17 protein-coding genes are annotated in these 16,977 nt (G+C 32.9%); 5 read left to right on the top strand and 12 right to left on the bottom strand.

Features of this window, described 5'->3' with window-relative positions; genetic code table 11:
- Nucleotides 1-36: 36 nt before the first annotated feature.
- Nucleotides 37-1,737, bottom strand: a complete 1,701-nt coding sequence (locus ISP08_RS01030) for an ABC-ATPase domain-containing protein (protein WP_195719022.1) — start codon at nucleotides 1,735-1,737, stop codon at nucleotides 37-39.
- Between the two features lie 254 nt (nucleotides 1,738-1,991).
- On the opposite strand from ISP08_RS01030, the gene ISP08_RS01025 reads away from it, so the two are divergent.
- The 5 genes from ISP08_RS01025 (at nucleotide 1,992) to ISP08_RS01010 (ending at nucleotide 5,257) form a co-directional block, all read left to right on the top strand.
- The gene (locus ISP08_RS01025) at nucleotides 1,992-2,486 is read left to right on the top strand and encodes an isoprenylcysteine carboxyl methyltransferase family protein (RefSeq protein ID WP_195719021.1); all 495 of its coding nucleotides are present in this window, start codon (nucleotides 1,992-1,994) and stop codon (nucleotides 2,484-2,486) included.
- Between the two features lie 189 nt (nucleotides 2,487-2,675).
- Nucleotides 2,676-3,068 carry a heparan-alpha-glucosaminide N-acetyltransferase domain-containing protein gene (locus ISP08_RS12880; protein ID WP_229294152.1) on the top strand — a complete coding sequence of 131 codons (393 nt, stop codon included), beginning with the start codon at nucleotides 2,676-2,678 and terminating at the stop codon, nucleotides 3,066-3,068.
- A 53-nt stretch (nucleotides 3,069-3,121) separates the two neighbouring features.
- Nucleotides 3,122-3,709, top strand: a complete 588-nt coding sequence (locus tag ISP08_RS12875) for a DUF418 domain-containing protein (RefSeq protein WP_229294151.1) — start codon at nucleotides 3,122-3,124, stop codon at nucleotides 3,707-3,709.
- 286 nt (nucleotides 3,710-3,995) lie between these two features.
- On the top strand, nucleotides 3,996-4,799 hold the full coding sequence (locus ISP08_RS01015; protein ID WP_195719020.1) for a DUF3100 domain-containing protein: 804 nt from the start codon (nucleotides 3,996-3,998) through the stop codon (nucleotides 4,797-4,799).
- Nucleotides 4,800-4,804: 5 nt separating this feature from the next.
- Nucleotides 4,805-5,257 carry a hypothetical protein gene (locus ISP08_RS01010; RefSeq protein WP_195719019.1) on the top strand — a complete coding sequence of 151 codons (453 nt, stop codon included), beginning with the start codon at nucleotides 4,805-4,807 and terminating at the stop codon, nucleotides 5,255-5,257.
- A gap of 48 nt (nucleotides 5,258-5,305) precedes the next feature.
- Here the strand turns inward: ISP08_RS01010 and ISP08_RS01005 are convergent, their stop codons facing one another.
- From ISP08_RS01005 to ISP08_RS00955, 11 genes are all read right to left on the bottom strand, one after another.
- On the bottom strand, nucleotides 5,306-5,605 hold the full coding sequence (locus tag ISP08_RS01005; RefSeq protein WP_048794301.1) for a DUF2316 family protein: 300 nt from the start codon (nucleotides 5,603-5,605) through the stop codon (nucleotides 5,306-5,308).
- Between the two features lie 220 nt (nucleotides 5,606-5,825).
- A complete protein-coding gene (locus tag ISP08_RS01000; RefSeq protein ID WP_195719018.1) occupies nucleotides 5,826-7,037 on the bottom strand; it encodes an MFS transporter in 1,212 nt (403 codons plus the stop codon).
- A 100-nt stretch (nucleotides 7,038-7,137) separates the two neighbouring features.
- Nucleotides 7,138-7,686, bottom strand: coding sequence for a TetR/AcrR family transcriptional regulator (locus tag ISP08_RS00995; protein WP_195719017.1), 549 nt, complete (start codon nucleotides 7,684-7,686; stop codon nucleotides 7,138-7,140).
- A gap of 198 nt (nucleotides 7,687-7,884) precedes the next feature.
- Nucleotides 7,885-9,309, bottom strand: a complete 1,425-nt coding sequence (locus ISP08_RS00990; RefSeq protein WP_195719016.1) for a sugar porter family MFS transporter — start codon at nucleotides 9,307-9,309, stop codon at nucleotides 7,885-7,887.
- 40 nt (nucleotides 9,310-9,349) lie between these two features.
- Entirely contained in the window at nucleotides 9,350-10,771 is a 1,422-nt protein-coding gene (araA, locus tag ISP08_RS00985; RefSeq protein WP_195719015.1) for an L-arabinose isomerase, read from the bottom strand.
- Between the two features lie 11 nt (nucleotides 10,772-10,782).
- Complete coding sequence (locus tag ISP08_RS00980; protein WP_195719014.1) at nucleotides 10,783-11,478, bottom strand: L-ribulose-5-phosphate 4-epimerase; 696 nt, start codon at nucleotides 11,476-11,478, stop codon at nucleotides 10,783-10,785.
- Nucleotides 11,447-13,066 (bottom strand): xylulokinase, encoded by a 1,620-nt coding sequence (locus ISP08_RS00975; protein WP_229294150.1) that lies wholly within the window; start codon nucleotides 13,064-13,066, stop codon nucleotides 11,447-11,449. The genes ISP08_RS00980 and ISP08_RS00975 overlap by 32 nt, the downstream gene beginning before the upstream one ends.
- 144 nt (nucleotides 13,067-13,210) lie before the next feature.
- Nucleotides 13,211-14,299 (bottom strand): GntR family transcriptional regulator, encoded by a 1,089-nt coding sequence (locus tag ISP08_RS00970; RefSeq protein WP_195719013.1) that lies wholly within the window; start codon nucleotides 14,297-14,299, stop codon nucleotides 13,211-13,213.
- 129 nt (nucleotides 14,300-14,428) lie between these two features.
- Nucleotides 14,429-15,103: an alpha/beta hydrolase family protein gene (locus ISP08_RS00965; protein ID WP_195719012.1), complete on the bottom strand. Its 675-nt coding sequence runs from the start codon at nucleotides 15,101-15,103 to the stop codon at nucleotides 14,429-14,431.
- 104 nt (nucleotides 15,104-15,207) lie between these two features.
- Nucleotides 15,208-15,756: a TetR/AcrR family transcriptional regulator gene (locus ISP08_RS12930; RefSeq protein WP_195719011.1), complete on the bottom strand. Its 549-nt coding sequence runs from the start codon at nucleotides 15,754-15,756 to the stop codon at nucleotides 15,208-15,210.
- Between the two features lie 266 nt (nucleotides 15,757-16,022).
- Nucleotides 16,023-16,955: a glycine betaine ABC transporter substrate-binding protein gene (locus tag ISP08_RS00955; protein ID WP_195719010.1), complete on the bottom strand. Its 933-nt coding sequence runs from the start codon at nucleotides 16,953-16,955 to the stop codon at nucleotides 16,023-16,025.
- Nucleotides 16,956-16,977: the final 22 nt, after the last annotated feature.

Genomic DNA, 16,977 nt, shown 5'->3' with positions numbered 1-16,977 from the left:
AAGACATATAATATGTCTTAGCTTTTCGTTTATTTATTAACCTTGCACTTTCAAGCCTCTATAACGGTTTAATGCTGAGCAAAACTCTTGTTTGCGTGGTAAGGCTAGATTTCCTGGATGACCACTATGCGGTGAAATCGCATCTAGTCCTTTTTCATCGATGAAATTATATAGTTTGTCCGCAGCTTGTTTTAATGTGTCTTGTTCATTTAAAAGATGTTGCTGATAATAATCAATCAACATGGCAAGACATTCTGTTTGGCTCATATCCACGAGTTGTTCTAAACCTGTGATATCAATAGATTCTTTGCCATATAAAATTTGCTCTTGTCCCTTAGCCTTAAACCGAGCGTCTTTTCCTTTTTTATTAAAACTTGATTTCAGAGGTATTCTTGCTGGTAAATCTCCAAATTCATCCTGTGAAATATTTTCACGTTCGTAACCTGCAGATTGTGCTATGTCTTTAGCTTCTTGGGTCACATCTTTTAATACATATTCATCCATCATCAATACTTGATCGGCAACTTCAAAATAATCACCTGAACCACCAACAATCAATATCGTAGATACGTGATAATCGTCATATAGAGGTTTCACCTTACTAGCAAATGGTGTTATAGGTTCTTTTTCAGGCGCAATTAATTGTTGCATGCGTCCATCTCTAATCATAAAGTTCGTGGCAGAAGTATCTTCATCAATCAAGAGAAGTGAAGTGTTTGCTTCCAACGCTTCCATCACATTCGTTGCCTGTGACGTACTGCCACTCGCATTTTCAGTTGAGAATTGCCTAGTATCTTTATTTCCCGGTAAATTGTTGATAAAAGGTCTAATATTAACTTTTTCAATATTCCTACCGTCCTCTGCTCTGATTTTCATTGCATCATGACGTGTAATAACATACTCACGACCGTCACCCACAATATGATTATATATACCTCGTTCTAATGCTTGTAACAAGGTCGACTTTCCATGAAAGCCACCCCCAACTATTAGTGTAATACCTTCTGGCACACCCATGCCTGTCACCGATTTACCGCTAGGCAAATGCAACGTGATTTCCATATTTTGAGGACTAGTAAAAGCTACTGCGCCTTTCATCGCTTTATCCGAAACTCCACTCTTACGCGGTAAGACGGAGTTATTAGCGACAAAAGCTACTAAATTTTGATTCTCTAGCATTTGTCTTATATATTGTTGATCTATCATCAATGTAACTTGTTGTTTAAGTGCTTGATGATCAATATTTTGATACAACAGTCCCTGGTTAACAATGTTAGGTAACAAGTCAGTTAAGATATGTGTCGCTGCCTTACCTAATATTTTTCTTCCAGCTGCTGGTAAACCTACTTCAAGTCGTACTTCGATATCTTGTTCATTAACTACTACCGCACTGCGTGTTAAGATTTCTTGACCGCAATTATCTATAAAAACTTTGGGTGGCTTACCATTGTTTGTTTTAATAGCATCTTGAATACTGTCTTTGACGTTACGTGTGAGAAAATCGGCCACGGCAGTCAACTTATCTTGTGTATCTAATAAATCATTTGGTATACCGGCAGTCTGACGGCTTATTAAAATTCGCATCTTACTAGGTGGTGCGAAAGGATCAACTTGCACATGATCTATTGCTAAGCAAAATTGTTCAAATTGATATATGCCTTTAACACGTTTATAGGCACCATATTTCTGTCCGTCTAACGAAACCAACATTTTGTTTAAGTCAGTACCCTTTTTCACGATAAAACTCCTTTTATAATTAACTTCTTAATTCACTTACCCACTCTTCTTATTTATCAAAACTTTTAACTGATTTTACAATTAAATAAATTTTTGTTGAAAAGTTAATAGTTAATAAATATTTAATAGCATTTGACGTCGTAACCCCTTAAAATAACCTTATAAATGCACTTCAAAGTCTTCTGTGGTAGTTAACAACTGCAACTAAGCCTTGAGAGTACATACACATCTATGAACATCACTTGGAGGACAACATGACTTTCACAATTCTACTCTTATTTTTTATTGTGCGGTTATACAGCTTGAAAATTTCAATTAACCACACACAGCAATTAATCCAAAATGGGGCAAAAGAATACGGTGCGCAAAACTCAAAGTATCTTGCATTAAATCATATCCTAATATATGTAGGTGCAGCAATCGAAGCACTTATCAACAAAGACACTTTTAGCCTGTTTAATGGTGTAGGGTTAATATTACTTATCTGCGGATATGCCACCCTATTCCATGTTATTAAAACTTTAGGTTCTATCTGGACCCTTAAATTATTTATCTTACCAGCACACCCCATCGTAAAATCAGGACTCTACAAAATAACAAAACACCCTAATTATTATTTAAATATCGTACCTGAACTCATCGGAGTACTGTTACTCACACATGCGACATACACTAGCGTGTTACTTATACCGTATGCATATTTCTTATATACAAGAATCATACAAGAAGAAAAAATGATGAATTTATAAAATTAGAAGCACACTTATAGCTGAATTTTAACTATAGGTGTGCTTTTTAATATGAGCTTTTTGATGCGCGATTGCCTATCACAGTCACCTTAATGTGACATATTTGTTAGTTGTATCTCGAGATGAATTTGATAATATTAATCATGGCTTAAGCAATACATTTATAAAATAAAACATACGGAGTAAAATATGAACTACAAATCCAAAAGAATTTCAGAATTAGATTATATGCGAGGTTTTGCATTATTAGGAATCATTTTAACTAATATCATTACCTTGTATAAATTCCCGACAGCGAACAACCTTGACCAAGTTAAATACTTACAATTTATAGACTTCTTTGTCGAAGATAAATTCTTTACTATCTTTTCGTTTTTATTTGGCGTTGGCTTTTATATTTTCATACGTAACCTAAAGCAAAAAGATTTAAATAGTAATTTTGTCTTCCTGAGAAGATTAGCCATTTTAGCAGTATTCGGACTGTTACACCAATTGCTTCAACCTGGAGAAGCTTTGCTGTTATACGCTATATTTGGATTAATATTAATACCATGTTTTTATTTAAATAAATATATCACTTAGTTCTTGGATTAATTTTCTTAGTTATTTGTTTATATTTAGGCAGTAAAACATTATTGCCAATTCCATACTTTTTATTAGGTCTTACAGCAGGTCAATTCTGTCTTTTTGAAAATATTAAAACTAAATTATTAATTATATTAGCATCTGCTTCTGGCCTGATTTCAATTGCTTGTTGGATAATATTAAGCAAAACATACGTATATCCTAGTTACAAATTAGCTGGGTACACATTGAAAGATCAAGACCTTACAAATTACACACAACAACTAGATTTTTACAATCATCTGATTGTTATTACTAGCCCATTCATAGCGTTATTTTATGTTTCAGTCTTACTACTCATCGTTAAAACTAGATTATTTGGCAATGTCTTAGCACCATTAAGCTTTTACGGAAGAATGGCTCTGACAAATTATATTGGACAAACATTATTAATATGGGTATCTTTATTAATATTTAGCAAACATCATATTAACATCACTGACACATTATTTATTTGTATAATTATCTATGTATTACAATTAATCGCATCAACAATTTGGCTTAAATTCTTTAAATATGGTCCACTAGAATATATATGGAGACTTGGCACATACATGAAACGATTTAACAACAAGACACCTAAAACACAAACAGACTAACAGATAGTTTTTAAAACAATACCTCTCAATTATTCGAAGCGAATCAATGCAAATATGAGCATTGATCCGCTTCTTTTTATTATTTATATATACATTGATTGAATTGTTCTGTGCTTATTTCATTAGCATGCACTTTTTGCGCAGTTAGCTATTTATCTTTAAATATTAAACTATTTCAAACAATAAAATTTTGTATTTTTTTAATCCACCCTTTTAATTTTAGTAAGACATCGTTAAAATAAGTATATTATTTGAATTTTCAGATATTTAAAAGGGAGGTCTTTCTATGGAAAATGAAAATAAATTGTGGAAAGATTGGCGGCTACATCTATTAGTATTGGTTATTATGGTTATCTCTGAAGTAATTGGGGCACATAAAATACCATTAGGCTTCTCTTCTATATTATTATTACCCGTGGTCTACGCTGTTTTACTAGGTTTAATCGCGTACTTCACACCACTCGTAAAAAGAAAACAGGCTAAAAATTCTGAGCCATTAGTTTTCATATCAGTCGCATTATTAATAGCTAAATTTGGTGTCGAAGCTGGACCTGCCTTACCGAAAATCATCTCTGCAGGACCCGCGTTGATTTTACAAGAAATAGGTAATCTTGGGACAATTTTTATCTCTTTACCACTGGCTGTATTATTAGGTCTCAAAAGAGAGTCGATTGGTATGACGCATTCTATTGGTCGAGAACCAAACCTTGCATTAATAACGGAAAAATTTGGTATTAGTTCTCCAGAGTGGCGTGGTGTCATGTCGATGTACATATTTGGCACAATTTTCGGTGCAATATTTTTCAGTATTTTTGCTGGATTAATTATATCTATCATTCCTTTAAGTCCTTTAGCTTATGCAATGGCAACCGGTGTGGGGAGTGGCGTAATGACGGCTGCCGCTTTAGGACCATTAGTAGAAATATATCCACATCAAGCAAGTACAATTACAGCTTTTTCAGGCGTTAGTAATTTACTTACTTCTGTGACAGGACTGTATATGGGAATACTTATCGCACTGCCATTAACGCAAAAATACTACGCAGGCGTTATGAAAGTGAAAAGTAAATTCAGCAAAAATAAGGAGTGATGAGCATGTCATCTAAAGTTACAAATTGGATACTAACATTATGTGTCGTTGGGTTTATCGCACTACTCAGTAATTTAATTGGCTATAATACGTCAATGCTTAAAGGACTGCCAGGTATATTAGTGCTCATGCTAATCGCTTTAGTTGGATTAATTTTGAGTAACGTTATTCCGTTAAACATTCCCAGTATTGCCTACATCGGTATCATTGGTCTAATCATTACAATTCCTGGTTTTCCAGGCTCAACATATATTGTTCATTGGACCGAAAAAGTTGATCTTATGTCACTTGCAACACCAGTAGTAGCATATGCAGGTGTGTCTATCGGTAATTCTTGGGCCGACTTCGCTAAATTAGGTTGGAAAACAATTATTGTAGGCATGGTAGTCTTAATTAGTACATACATAGGCTCAGCGGTAGTAGCAGAGATAATCTTGCGTATTCAAGGGCTTGTATAAAATAAAAAGGAGAAGTAACAATATAGTTACTTTTCCTTTTTATTGATTTTATTGTAAAAACCAGTAGTCTTCCTTTTCGCCTTGTAAATAAGTATAACCACTTGGCACTTCCCCATGATCTCTAATATCATTATCGATTGCATCACGTACATCCCACACGAGATGAATAAATGTTTGTAATTTATCGGCAAAAAAGCCATTTGATGCATCCATATTTAATACCTTTTCTACCTGTGAAACAGATATATTCATTTGGTGGGCTAAATCTTCTTCCGTAAGTGAAGATTGTTCAAAATTTGCAATCAATTCTTCACTTGTAATACGCCTTTGTTCTTTATCTAAAGTCATGATATTAACCCTCTTCCTTTTTAAAATCACAATTTGTGATAACCATTCGTATGAATACTCACTTGAAATCGAATTGTCACCTATACACCGTTCCTTTAACTTAAAGACTGATAATATGTCACATACAATATAACATTTTTCACTATCACTGTGAGTATTCTTTTGAAATTTTGTACAAATTAAAAAAGTGCCAACTACACAGGGTAATTGGCACTCATTTTTAAGTATTGAATTCTTGTTCAATAACTTCTCTATTTTCTTGCTGCATTTTAGTATATTCTTGATCATTCTCTACTCTACTTGGTGTCACTTCTACTTTTGGATACATTGCCAATGCAACTAGTCCTACTATGCCATAAACCATAAATGTCACAGCGTAATTGAGGCTATCTATTAATGTTCCAGCTATCATTGAGCCTATTACCTGACCAACAGCTAACATTAAAAATGGAATGCCAATCCCTAGCGAAGCATTTTTCACAAATATTTTCACACCCCATACTAATAATACGCCTGTTAAAAAGATATAACTTGCGCCGAAGAGTGAGGAAGCAATAAATGGTATTATCCATACTTTAGAAGTAAACACCAATAAAATTGAAGCTATTGATAAAAGTGTAACGCCGAATATATAAGCAAAACGTAGTCCTTGTTTATCGATAATACTACCTGATATACCACCTATTACACCTAAAACACCAATCAAAATCCAAAATATAGATAATGCAGTATTTGAATAGTTACCAGCATGCTCAATAAATGATTTCGAAAATGTCCAAAATGGAGCAGTAGAAAAACCTAATACCGTTGATGCAATTATTATTTTCTTACTCGTATTAATATCTCTAATATTTAGAGATCCTGTTTCAATTTTAATATTTTTATTCAATGCAGGAATAGCATAAAAATTCCAAATTAAAACGATTAAGGCGATGACACTATATATTAAATATGTCATTCTCCAGTCTAAAAAAATAACCATTGCGGTAAGACCCGTGAACATTAAACCAAAACTAGTTCCCGAATTAATCCACGTATTTGCCTTACCTTGTTCAGGCCATTTAATCCATAGCGAAATAGTATAACCATAGGGAGGCGAAACTAAACCCGTACTCGCACCAGCAAATATTACTCCTAGTGAAAGCATTAAACCATTTGGTGCAGTACCAATCAATACTAATCCAATGAGCACACTCAAACCGGATAACATAATCATGTTTTTAGGACCAACTTTATTAGTGCGTAAAGTAGAATATACAATTGTAAAACAATAAGATAAATAGAATAACGACGATATTAATCCTGAACTTGAGGCACTTAATCCCATATCACGGCCGATATTAGGTAAGAATAAACCAAAGCTAAAACGGCCTAAACCATACGTAGTTGCTATCATAGCAATGCCTGGTAATACTAATTTAGAGAATTTCATATAATACATACTCCTTTTTTATATAGAACGTTCATTCTACTTTATAGTAAAATGATACGAGATTGATGATTAGTCAATCTCGCGCTTTACATTGTTATACTTAGCTAGCTTCATCGATAAATAGATTAGCTACATATAATGCGTGCTTCGTTGCTTCTTCTACTCCAATTAGCGTTGTCATCGAAGTCGTACCTTCCATCAACATCGTATAACGAATAGCTAAATCGTGATCATTTTTAAAACCTGAAGCATTTGCCAGATTTTCTAAATAGTTGAGCAAACGTTGTTTATGACCCCTAGCTATAGATTCAATTTGATTGTCAGCATCAGTATAATCTTCTATTGCACGCATAAACATATCACCCGTATATGAGTAATCATTTAGCCACTTACAATGGCCATTAACGGCAGCAATAAAAGGTTCAGATGAATTTTGTTTTACATTTTCATCCAAGTAATGCCAATACCGTTGTTCACGTTGCTTTAAAATCTCTTCAATTAATTGTTCTTTAGAGTCAAAATGATTGTACAACGTCATCGTAGCAACATTAGCCTCTTTAATTATTTGTTTTAAACCTACGCCATTAAAGCCATTTTCATAAAATAACCTTTCAGCAACTTGTAATAAATCATCTTTTTTCTTCGACATAAGCTCCACTCATCCAACTAGAATAATCGTTCTATCTAAAAGTAACATATTTCATTTTAAGCTGTCAAAATGAGAATTAAATATGAAATAAAGACATATGCGATTTTACATATAACTCAAAAATATTTCATTTAATTAAAAACATAAATAACTTATAAACAAAGCCACCTATTTAGATAGAAAATAGGTGGCTTTATTTTATTTTAATTGTGATATTTCGTTTTTATCAATATTTTTTGCTCGGACTTTAGATTTCCCTTTTAACTCTCCTAATTTTTCAATTTCTTCTAAAGTTCGCCCTTTTGATTCTGGTAAGCATATCTTCACAAATAATACACCAACTAAACAAATGATACCGAAAATAGCGAATACTAATTGTTGAGAAAAATATGCAGTCATTATTGGGAATAACAGACCTACTAAAAATGAACCTATCCAATTTAACGATGATGCTGCACCAGATGCTAATCCTCTAATAGCTAACGGGAATATTTCGCCTACAATAACCCAAGTCAACGGAGCCCAAGTAAATGAATAAAATGCTACATAGATACTTAAAAATACAACGATTAAAATTGGATTAGTAGAAGGTGCAAAAATATGAATGATGGCAGGTAATATAAACGATAAACCCATCACAAATCCACCAATCATTAACAATGTTCTTCTTTTAAATTTGTCGGCAATTGCTATAAATAATAACGATCCTAAGACTAATATTATTCCTTGAATAATTGGCCACATCAAAGCTGTACTTGCAGTTTTCCCGGTTGCTTGTTCTACAATTAATGGAATGTAATAAAATATTGCATTAGCACCTTGAAATTGTTGAAAAGCTGCTACGCCTAATCCTGCAACCACTAGATACTTGTATTTCCCATTAAATAAGGTTGCAAGTGAATGATTTGTTAAAGTTTTATTCTCTTGTTGAATTGTATTTTTAATTTCATTGTATTCTTTTTCAACTTCTTGATTATTTCTAATATTCGTTAATACTATTTTAGCTTCTTCAAATTTCCCTTTTTTTATTAAAAATCGTGGTGATTCAGGTAACTTTAATACACCTAGGTATAAAATCAATGCTGGTATAGCTGCAATACTAAGCATCAATCTCCAACCCATTTCTATAGGTAATTCTCTGAGAAAATAATCAACAATATATGAAATGAGCATTCCTGAAACTATCATAGTTTGATTTATTCCAGATAACTGCCCTCGATACTTAGCAGGAGCCATTTCTGACATGTAAGCTGGCACTAAAGCAGAAGATGCACCAACAGCAATACCTAATATTATTCTTGATATAATCAAAAAGTAATTACCATCGTGAGGCGCTATACCCGACAAAATTGAACCTACCACAAATATAATAGCCGAAATTAATATCATCTTTCTACGACCTAATTTGTCTGATACTCTGCCAGCTAAAATCCCACCAAATATTGCACCTAACATAACTGAAGATGTAATCAATCCAATTATCATCCCATTATCTATGTTCCAATCTTCTTTCAAAAATGGTAATGCTCCAGTCATGACCCCTATATCATAACCGAAAAGAATCCCGCCAAATGCTCCAAAGAAATAGATAAATCTATTCGAAACTTTACTATTTAATTTCATCCCAACCACCCTTTATATTTAATCCCTATATTAAATGGGATTATTGTATTAATTCATATTCAGCGTTAAATAATTTAAATAGTTGCATAATTTGAGGTATTGTTAATTCTAATGAAAGTACTGAATGATGCCCCCCTCCTGCTTCTATCCATCTTCTAATACCTTGTTCAAAAGAAGGTTTTACATCCCATAAAATTCGAGCTACTGGTAAATTGGGTGCCGATTCATCTACAGATTTGGCATTGATTTCATTAACGATAAATTTGTAATGTGTGCCTAAATCTATCATCGTTACCATGACGCCTTCACCCTGCTTACCGTCAAAAACAAGTCGTGCTGGGTCATCTTTTCCTCCTATACCTAAAGGATTAACTACAATTTTAGGTTTTGTACTAGCTAAAGTTGGATCTACTTCTAACATATGAGAACCCAATACGTGTGTGTAAGGTTCTCTCATATCATATGTGTAATCTTCCATAAAACCGGTAGCTCTATTTTGTGTTGTAATTTTCAACAATCGATCTAAAGCTGCCGTTTTCCAATCACCTTCACCTGCAAAGCCATAACCTTGTTCGTTTAATCTTTGTACCGCTAATCCAGGTAACTGCTTCATACCATGTAAATCTTCAAAATTAGTAGTGAATGCAGTGTAACCACCATCATCTAAAAATTGCTTAATCGCTATTTCATATTTAATTTGTTCTATAACAGACTTTTCAAAATCCTGTTTACTGTAATCTCTATATTCAAAATCATATGCTACTTTATATTGTTCAAGTATTTCGTTTATGTCATTTTCAGAAACTTTATTAACGTATTCAACCAAATCTCCAATACCAAAATAATCTACAGTCCAACCAAATTTAATTTGTGCTTCTATCTTATCCCCTTCAGTTACTGTAACGTTACGCATATTATCTCCAAATCTGGCTACCTTTAAGTCAAAACTCTCATAATAAGTGTTAGCAACGTGCATCCAATCATTTATTTTTTGTTGTACTAAGGTATCCTCCCAATGACCAAAGACAACTTCATTATTTTTATTCAAACGTTTATTAATAAAGCCATACTCTCTATCCCCATGTGCTGACTGATGCAAGTTCATATAATCCATATCTATGTCAGACCATGGAATTTCTTTATTAAACTGAGTTGCTAAATGTAATAACGGTTTTTGTAATAATTGCGTACCTCTAATCCAAGTTTTTGCTGGTGAAAATGTATGCATCCAGGTAATTACACCAACTACTTCATCTCTATAATTAGCTTCTTTCATTATGTTTTTAATAACATCGGCAGATATAGCTAATTTTTCTTGCAACTTGATTTCAAAATCTAAATCAGCGGTGTTATTCAATGTTTCTACAATCGTTTCTGCATTATGCTTTACTTGGGCTAGTGCCTCATCCCCATATAATTCTTGTGATCCCACTACCAACCAAAATATTTTTGATTCTTTCATTATAATTCCTCCTATTTTTGACCATAATAAGCATTTACGCCATGCTTTCTTTGATAATGTTTATCTAAAATCGATTGCGGTAGAGTTTCAGCAAATGGATTTATTTGTCTAGTAAATATATTCATTTTGCATACTTCTTCTAAAACTACAGCGTTCATAACTGCCTCTTTGCAATCCTTCCCCCAGACAAAAGGAGCATGACCATGTAATAAAACTGCTGGTACTTCCCAATGTTTCAAGCCTCTTTTTTCAAAAGTTTCTATAATAACATTTCCTGTTTCATATTCGTAATCTCTATCTATCTCCTCGGTGTTTAAATATCTGGCGCATGGAATCGAACCATAAAATGTGTCCGCGTGTGTGGTGCCCATAGCTGGTACATCAAGTCCAGATTGTGACCAAGTAGTAGCCCATGGAGAATGTGTGTGTACTATGCTTCCAATATCATGAAATTTTTTATATAAAGCAGCGTGTGTAGGCATATCAGATGATGGTTTAAGCGTTCCTTCAACTACTTCACAATTCAAATTACAAACAACCATATCTTCTGGTGACATAGTGTCGTAATCTACTCCACTAGGTTTAATCACGAAAAGCTGTTGTTCTGTATCAAAAGCACTCGCATTGCCCCATGTATACTTAATAAGTCCTCTTATAGGCAACTCTAAATTAGCCTCATAAACTTCTTGCTTCAGTTGCTCTAACATTCTTATCCACTCCTAAATAGTAATTAGCATCCCTTTCAATCTGTAATCCAAGCTTCATTCTATTTAAATAATTTTGGAAATTTTGCACCTCTTTATCTTTTGGTTCGCTTGTAAATTCCTTAGTATTTATAAAAACTCTTTCATTGAGAAATTTTTCTAAAGTTATTTGTTCATCTAATGATGCATAATAACTTAATATACTAATCCCCCATGCTCCCCCTTCACTTGCGGTATCCATTACAGTAATTTTCTCTTGAAGGGCTGAAGATAATACTTGTTGAGCAATATTTTTAGTTTTGAAAATACCGCCATGCGCTATTAATTTTGACAAGTTAATATTTTCATTTTTCTGTAGTAAATCAATCCCAATTTTCAATGTGCTAAATGCACTATATAGGTGCATTTTCATAAAATTAGCTAGGTTAAATTTATTATTTGGTAGCCTAATAAACATCGGGTGCCCAACATCTATATCAGTTATATTTTCTCCAGAAATGTAGTTGTATGACAAAAGACCACCTAAGTCATCATCACTAGAAAGTGATGCCCCTAATATTTGTCCGTACATATCTTCAGGTGAAAAACTAACCCCCATTGTTTCTAATACTTCCGAAAATAAATTCATCCAATCATTTATATCCGATGTACAATTATTCACATGAATCATGGCTACTTCTTTACCATCAGGAGTCGTAACAACATCAACTTCAGGATAATAATTCTGTAATTTGTTATTTAAAACTATCATGGCAAATGCGCTTGTACCTGCTGAAATATTGCCAGTATTTGCTGTAATCGAGTTTGTTGCTACCATGCCTGTAGCTGCATCCCCTTCTGGCGGACATAACAAGCATCCAGCCTCAAGTTTTCCAGTTGGATCTAATAATTTTGCGCCAATTTTAGTTAAGTAACCCGCGAATTCACCTGCTAATTTTACTTGCGGTAGTACGTTTTCAATAGAAGTATGATAACCATGTGTTGCAAATAAATTCTGTGCTTCATTCAATAAATCTTGTCTGTAATTTTTAGTACTTATATCTATAGGAAACATACCTGAAGCATCACCTAGTCCTATTACTTTTTCACCAGTTAAATACCAGTGTATATATCCTGATAATGTAGTAATAAATTTAACTTGCTTTATATGTGATTCCTTATTTAAAATCGCTTGATAAATATGTGCAACACTCCATCTTTCTGGAATATTGAAATTAAATATACTCGTTAATTTTTTAGCGGCTTCTTTTGTATTACCGTTGCGCCATGTTCTAAATGGCACAAGTAAGTCATCATTGTTATCAAATGCTAAATATCCATGCATCATAGCACTAATGCCAATAGAGTTAACTTTAGTTAATGTAACGCCAGTTTTATCAAATAAATCTTGTGCCATAGCACTATAACTTTTTTGTAGACCTACCCAAATATCATTAGCCGAATATGTCCAAAACCCATCTACAAATTTATTTTCCCATTGAAAACTACCAGAAGCTCTCACATTAAGTTTTCTATCAATAGCAATTGTTTTTATTCTTGTAGAACCTAACTCAATACCTATTGATAACTCTTCACTTTTTATATTATTCAAATTTATACCTCCTACGAAACCGCTTACATGTACATTATAATATTTGTCCGTATAAGTCAATCTATAAAATATAAATAATGCGTACAAATATAAACCGTAATAAAAAAGGACCCTTTGTAAAAGGTCCTTTAAATGTATATTCCCCTAAATATTTTTTAAATCTTTGACTGAACTTCTTTCGATTATATATGTATCAATTAATTCAGACTTGAGTACATTTTCTTTTTCAATAGCTTCAATTATTAAATTAGCTGCTTTAGTACCCAATAGCTCTTGAGGATGGGCAGTAGTCGTCAAATTTAGTTCTTTTAATCTACTCAAAATTGAATTATCTTCACCAACTATTGAAATATCTTGGGGTATTTTTATATTGTATTGCCACAATTGGTGAATAATGTCGTATGCTATTTCATCGTTATAGCATACTAATGCTGAAATATTAATGTTGTTATTACTAATATGCTCAACTATTTGTTCTATAACTTTTTGACGACTTTCAGTGTTGTACGTATAAATATATTCACCTTTGAATAATTTATCGTTCTGTTCAAAGGCATTAAAATAACCTTTCATTCTCAATTTTCCTTGATTATCATCAATTTTTGTAATTAAAGCGATTTTTTCATGTCCTTGATCAATAAGATATTGCGTCGCTAAATACCCTGATTTAACATCATCAATAGCTATATAAGGCAAATTCAACTCTTCATAATTTGCATTTATCATCAAAATTGGAATGTCTCTTTGTTTAAATAAAGGGTAATAAGACAAATTAGGATTATAAACATTACTTTTTGTAGGTTCAACAATTAGACCTGATACACCTTGATTTAACATCATTTCCAAACATTGCTTTTCATCTTCATGATTATTATTAGTACTTGCTAATATTAACGAATACCCTTGCTTTTTTAGTTCTTTTTCGATACCCCTAATGATGTTAGGAAATATATATTCAGATAAATATGTTACAATTACGCCTATTTTCTTTAAGCTTTTGTCTTTGTTACTACTTAAGTATTTATTACTAACATAAGAACCTGAGCCCTTCTTCTTTTTTATATATCCTTCAGAAACTAGTAAATCCATAGCCTGCCTAATTGTATACCTACTTAAATTATATCTATCTTGAAATTGTTTTTCTGTAGGTAAGAGCATTCCAATATGATAATTTTTATTTATAATTTTTTCTTTAATTTCATCTGCTACAATCTGGTATTTTGGCTTATCCATTATTGAAAATCTCCTCTAAAATCGTCACTTTTGCTAATTAATTTATTATATCATACGCATAATTCGTTCACTCAGTTAAAATTGATTCATTACAATTAAAAATTATAATGAATAGTTTTCAATATATATCTACTCATTAATCCATTCCAGCAAATATTGGAATACTGGATGTGCTGGGTTTACGCATTCCATATGAGGTAAGTCGTTGAAGATAAATAAATCTAGGTTGGCGTGTTTGAATTTGTGCGCAAAATCAAATGTGTTTTCGACGAGTACTCGATCGTCGTTGTTACCATGCACAATGAGTGTATGTGATGATAAATTCGACTTTTCAATTGGCGAGGCCTGACGCATGAGTGCTTTATCATCGCCGAAATATGCTTTGGCAGCGTTCTGTCCTAATTCATTATCGTATGTGAAGGGTACGTCTGTCACTGGTGCTAATGCGACAACACGGTCAACTGCCCCTTCGTTTAATAATGCAAGCTGACCTCCCACTGAATGACCAATTAAAATAAGTTCTTGCTCATCGTGATAATATGTTGATTGCTTAAATTTAGTAATCGCCGCGCTTACATCTTCATTTGGTATGGGCCATTCATGCTCACCACGACGATATTCTATCGTTAACACATTAAATCCTTCAGTTCCCAACTTTTCGAATAGCTCACCGATATTCTCGTTAGAATGCTTTTGACGCCAATAACCTCCGTGTATGAGTATTATCCACTTATTACTTGTCTCATCGTTAACACCAACTTCGAAAAATTGTTCCTCTTCATTGCCATAAAAGACTCTTTCCATCACTTTCCACCCCATTTAAGTTTATTTTCATCTTTATAATTAAAGTATTTACAAACTATAGTGACTCTAACGCTTAACAATAATCTTTCGAGTATTCAAAACTATTATAATGTCGCTATAGTATTTTTAAAGAAATGATACAATTCTACTGCATCATCGTCATAATTATTATCAACCCAATTTTTTAATACTTCTATTAATCCAGCGCTCATAAAGTCGCACAACATTTCAGGATGATTGGATTGACGTATTTTTCTTGATAAGTCATCATTTTTTTCACATGACTCATCAAGCATCAATTTACTATGCACTTGAATCAGCTCCTGATAAATATCTCCTGACTTAGTTGAAGTAAACAGATGACGAAAAATTTTTTTATTTGCTTCAAAATATGACACAAAGGCTTCGACAAATGTATCTGTATCTTCCTCGTTCACACGTGATTTCAATAAATAACCAATGTATTGTGCTAGATAATACAGCAAATCATATTTGTCTTCGAAGTAACGATAAAATGTACTCCGATTTATTTCCGCTTCTTCACAAATTTGTTGTACTGTTATCACATCAAAATAATTTTTATAAAGTAAGTGATATGTCACATGGACAATATGTTGAACCGTTCTCTTTTGAACTGGTGATTGTGGTTGCATAACGTTCTCTCCTCAAACTTAAAATGCTTTACAAGTTATATTTAGACGTAGCTTATCACAAGCAAACATCACTTAACAAAACGTACCACCCTAAACTTTTAAGTTTTTTGTCATATGTACTATTAAATTTCACACATTTTTCACATATAAAAAATCCCTGTTCGCAACATGAGAAATAGCATTTTCTGCTAAGTTACGAACAGGGAAATAATGTGTGTAAATATCTATTTTATTAAATAACTCCTAATCCACCTTATGCTTCAACCTTAATTGCCAACGCCTTGTTTCCAATCATCAACTTTACTGTCATGATCATTCACATAATCTTTGGCAGTTTGTTCAGGATTTTTATCGTCGACGAATATTTTCTTAGACAGTTTTTCTTCGTCTTTTTTACTCCAATCGTCGGCAATACGTGTCGCTATTTTGTATGCACCTGGGTGACTTTCTTTAAATTCTTTGTTAAAGACTAAATTAATGTTTTGGTCTTGTTTACCAAAGACTTTATCTGGATCATCTAACATTTTAAAATCTAGTTCTTTATTAATCCAACTTGGATCCATAGCTGTAAATACTATAGGTTTTTGTTGTTTATAAGCCCCTTGAATTTTCTTGAATTGCTCTTGGTCTGAAGATTTATTTAGGCTGTATTTCTCTAAATCATCGTTACCAATTTCATCTTGTGTTTGTTTCATTACACCATTACGTTTATCTGTGCCTTGTATTGTCCAATCCACAGATTTTCCGAAATCTTTATCTTTTAAGTCACGAATTGAGCTAACATCTTTTTCATATTTCGGAACAGCTAAGCCTACTTTAACATTACTAATTAGATGATGTTGCTTATATACGGTAACTTTGTTTTTAAATTTGTCGTAATATTTCTTATCTGTAGATGGGAATATACCATCCGCATGAAATTGATTTTTATCTTCAGCAACTGAAGCATATAGTGGACCACTTGCTTGAACAGGTGTTGTCGTAACGTTATAACCAGCTTTCTTCAGTACTTCAGCAATGACTAATGAGCGTGCTGTTGAGTTATCTGAAGCAATATATGGTATTTCAACATCTTTATCACCTAAAGATGTTTTTTTATTGTCTGACGATCCACCACCATTACCACAAGCGCTTAGCACTAGGGCTAAGGCTAATGTGGCTATAAGACCAAACGTTTTTATTAGACGTCGTTTCATCATTCATCGCTTCCTCCTTTTACTA

Origin of the sequence: Staphylococcus lloydii (assembly GCF_015775975.1) — a bacterium.
GTDB lineage: Bacteria > Bacillota > Bacilli > Staphylococcales > Staphylococcaceae > Staphylococcus > Staphylococcus lloydii.
The sequence above is the reverse complement of the archived record's forward strand: the minus strand, read 5'-3'. Positions and strand labels throughout refer to the sequence as shown.

What these genes read in the sequence shown, in the direction of transcription:
- ISP08_RS12880 (WP_229294152.1), top strand. Translation starts at nt 2,676, where the DNA reads ATGAACTACAAATCCAAAAGAATTTCAGAATTAGATTATATGCGAGGT.
- ISP08_RS00980 (WP_195719014.1), bottom strand. Translation starts at nt 11,478, where the DNA reads ATGTTAGAGCAACTGAAGCAAGAAGTTTATGAGGCTAATTTAGAGTTG.
- ISP08_RS00970 (WP_195719013.1), bottom strand. Translation starts at nt 14,299, where the DNA reads ATGGATAAGCCAAAATACCAGATTGTAGCAGATGAAATTAAAGAAAAA.
- ISP08_RS00995 (WP_195719017.1), bottom strand. Translation starts at nt 7,686, where the DNA reads ATGTCGAAGAAAAAAGATGATTTATTACAAGTTGCTGAAAGGTTATTT.
- ISP08_RS00955 (WP_195719010.1), bottom strand. Translation starts at nt 16,955, where the DNA reads ATGATGAAACGACGTCTAATAAAAACGTTTGGTCTTATAGCCACATTA.
- ISP08_RS01015 (WP_195719020.1), top strand. Translation starts at nt 3,996, where the DNA reads ATGGAAAATGAAAATAAATTGTGGAAAGATTGGCGGCTACATCTATTA.
- ISP08_RS01005 (WP_048794301.1), bottom strand. Translation starts at nt 5,605, where the DNA reads ATGACTTTAGATAAAGAACAAAGGCGTATTACAAGTGAAGAATTGATT.
- araA (WP_195719015.1), bottom strand. Translation starts at nt 10,771, where the DNA reads ATGAAAGAATCAAAAATATTTTGGTTGGTAGTGGGATCACAAGAATTA.
- ISP08_RS01025 (WP_195719021.1), top strand. Translation starts at nt 1,992, where the DNA reads ATGACTTTCACAATTCTACTCTTATTTTTTATTGTGCGGTTATACAGC.
- ISP08_RS01000 (WP_195719018.1), bottom strand. Translation starts at nt 7,037, where the DNA reads ATGAAATTCTCTAAATTAGTATTACCAGGCATTGCTATGATAGCAACT.
- ISP08_RS00965 (WP_195719012.1), bottom strand. Translation starts at nt 15,103, where the DNA reads ATGGAAAGAGTCTTTTATGGCAATGAAGAGGAACAATTTTTCGAAGTT.
- ISP08_RS00990 (WP_195719016.1), bottom strand. Translation starts at nt 9,309, where the DNA reads ATGAAATTAAATAGTAAAGTTTCGAATAGATTTATCTATTTCTTTGGA.
- ISP08_RS01010 (WP_195719019.1), top strand. Translation starts at nt 4,805, where the DNA reads ATGTCATCTAAAGTTACAAATTGGATACTAACATTATGTGTCGTTGGG.
- ISP08_RS12930 (WP_195719011.1), bottom strand. Translation starts at nt 15,756, where the DNA reads ATGCAACCACAATCACCAGTTCAAAAGAGAACGGTTCAACATATTGTC.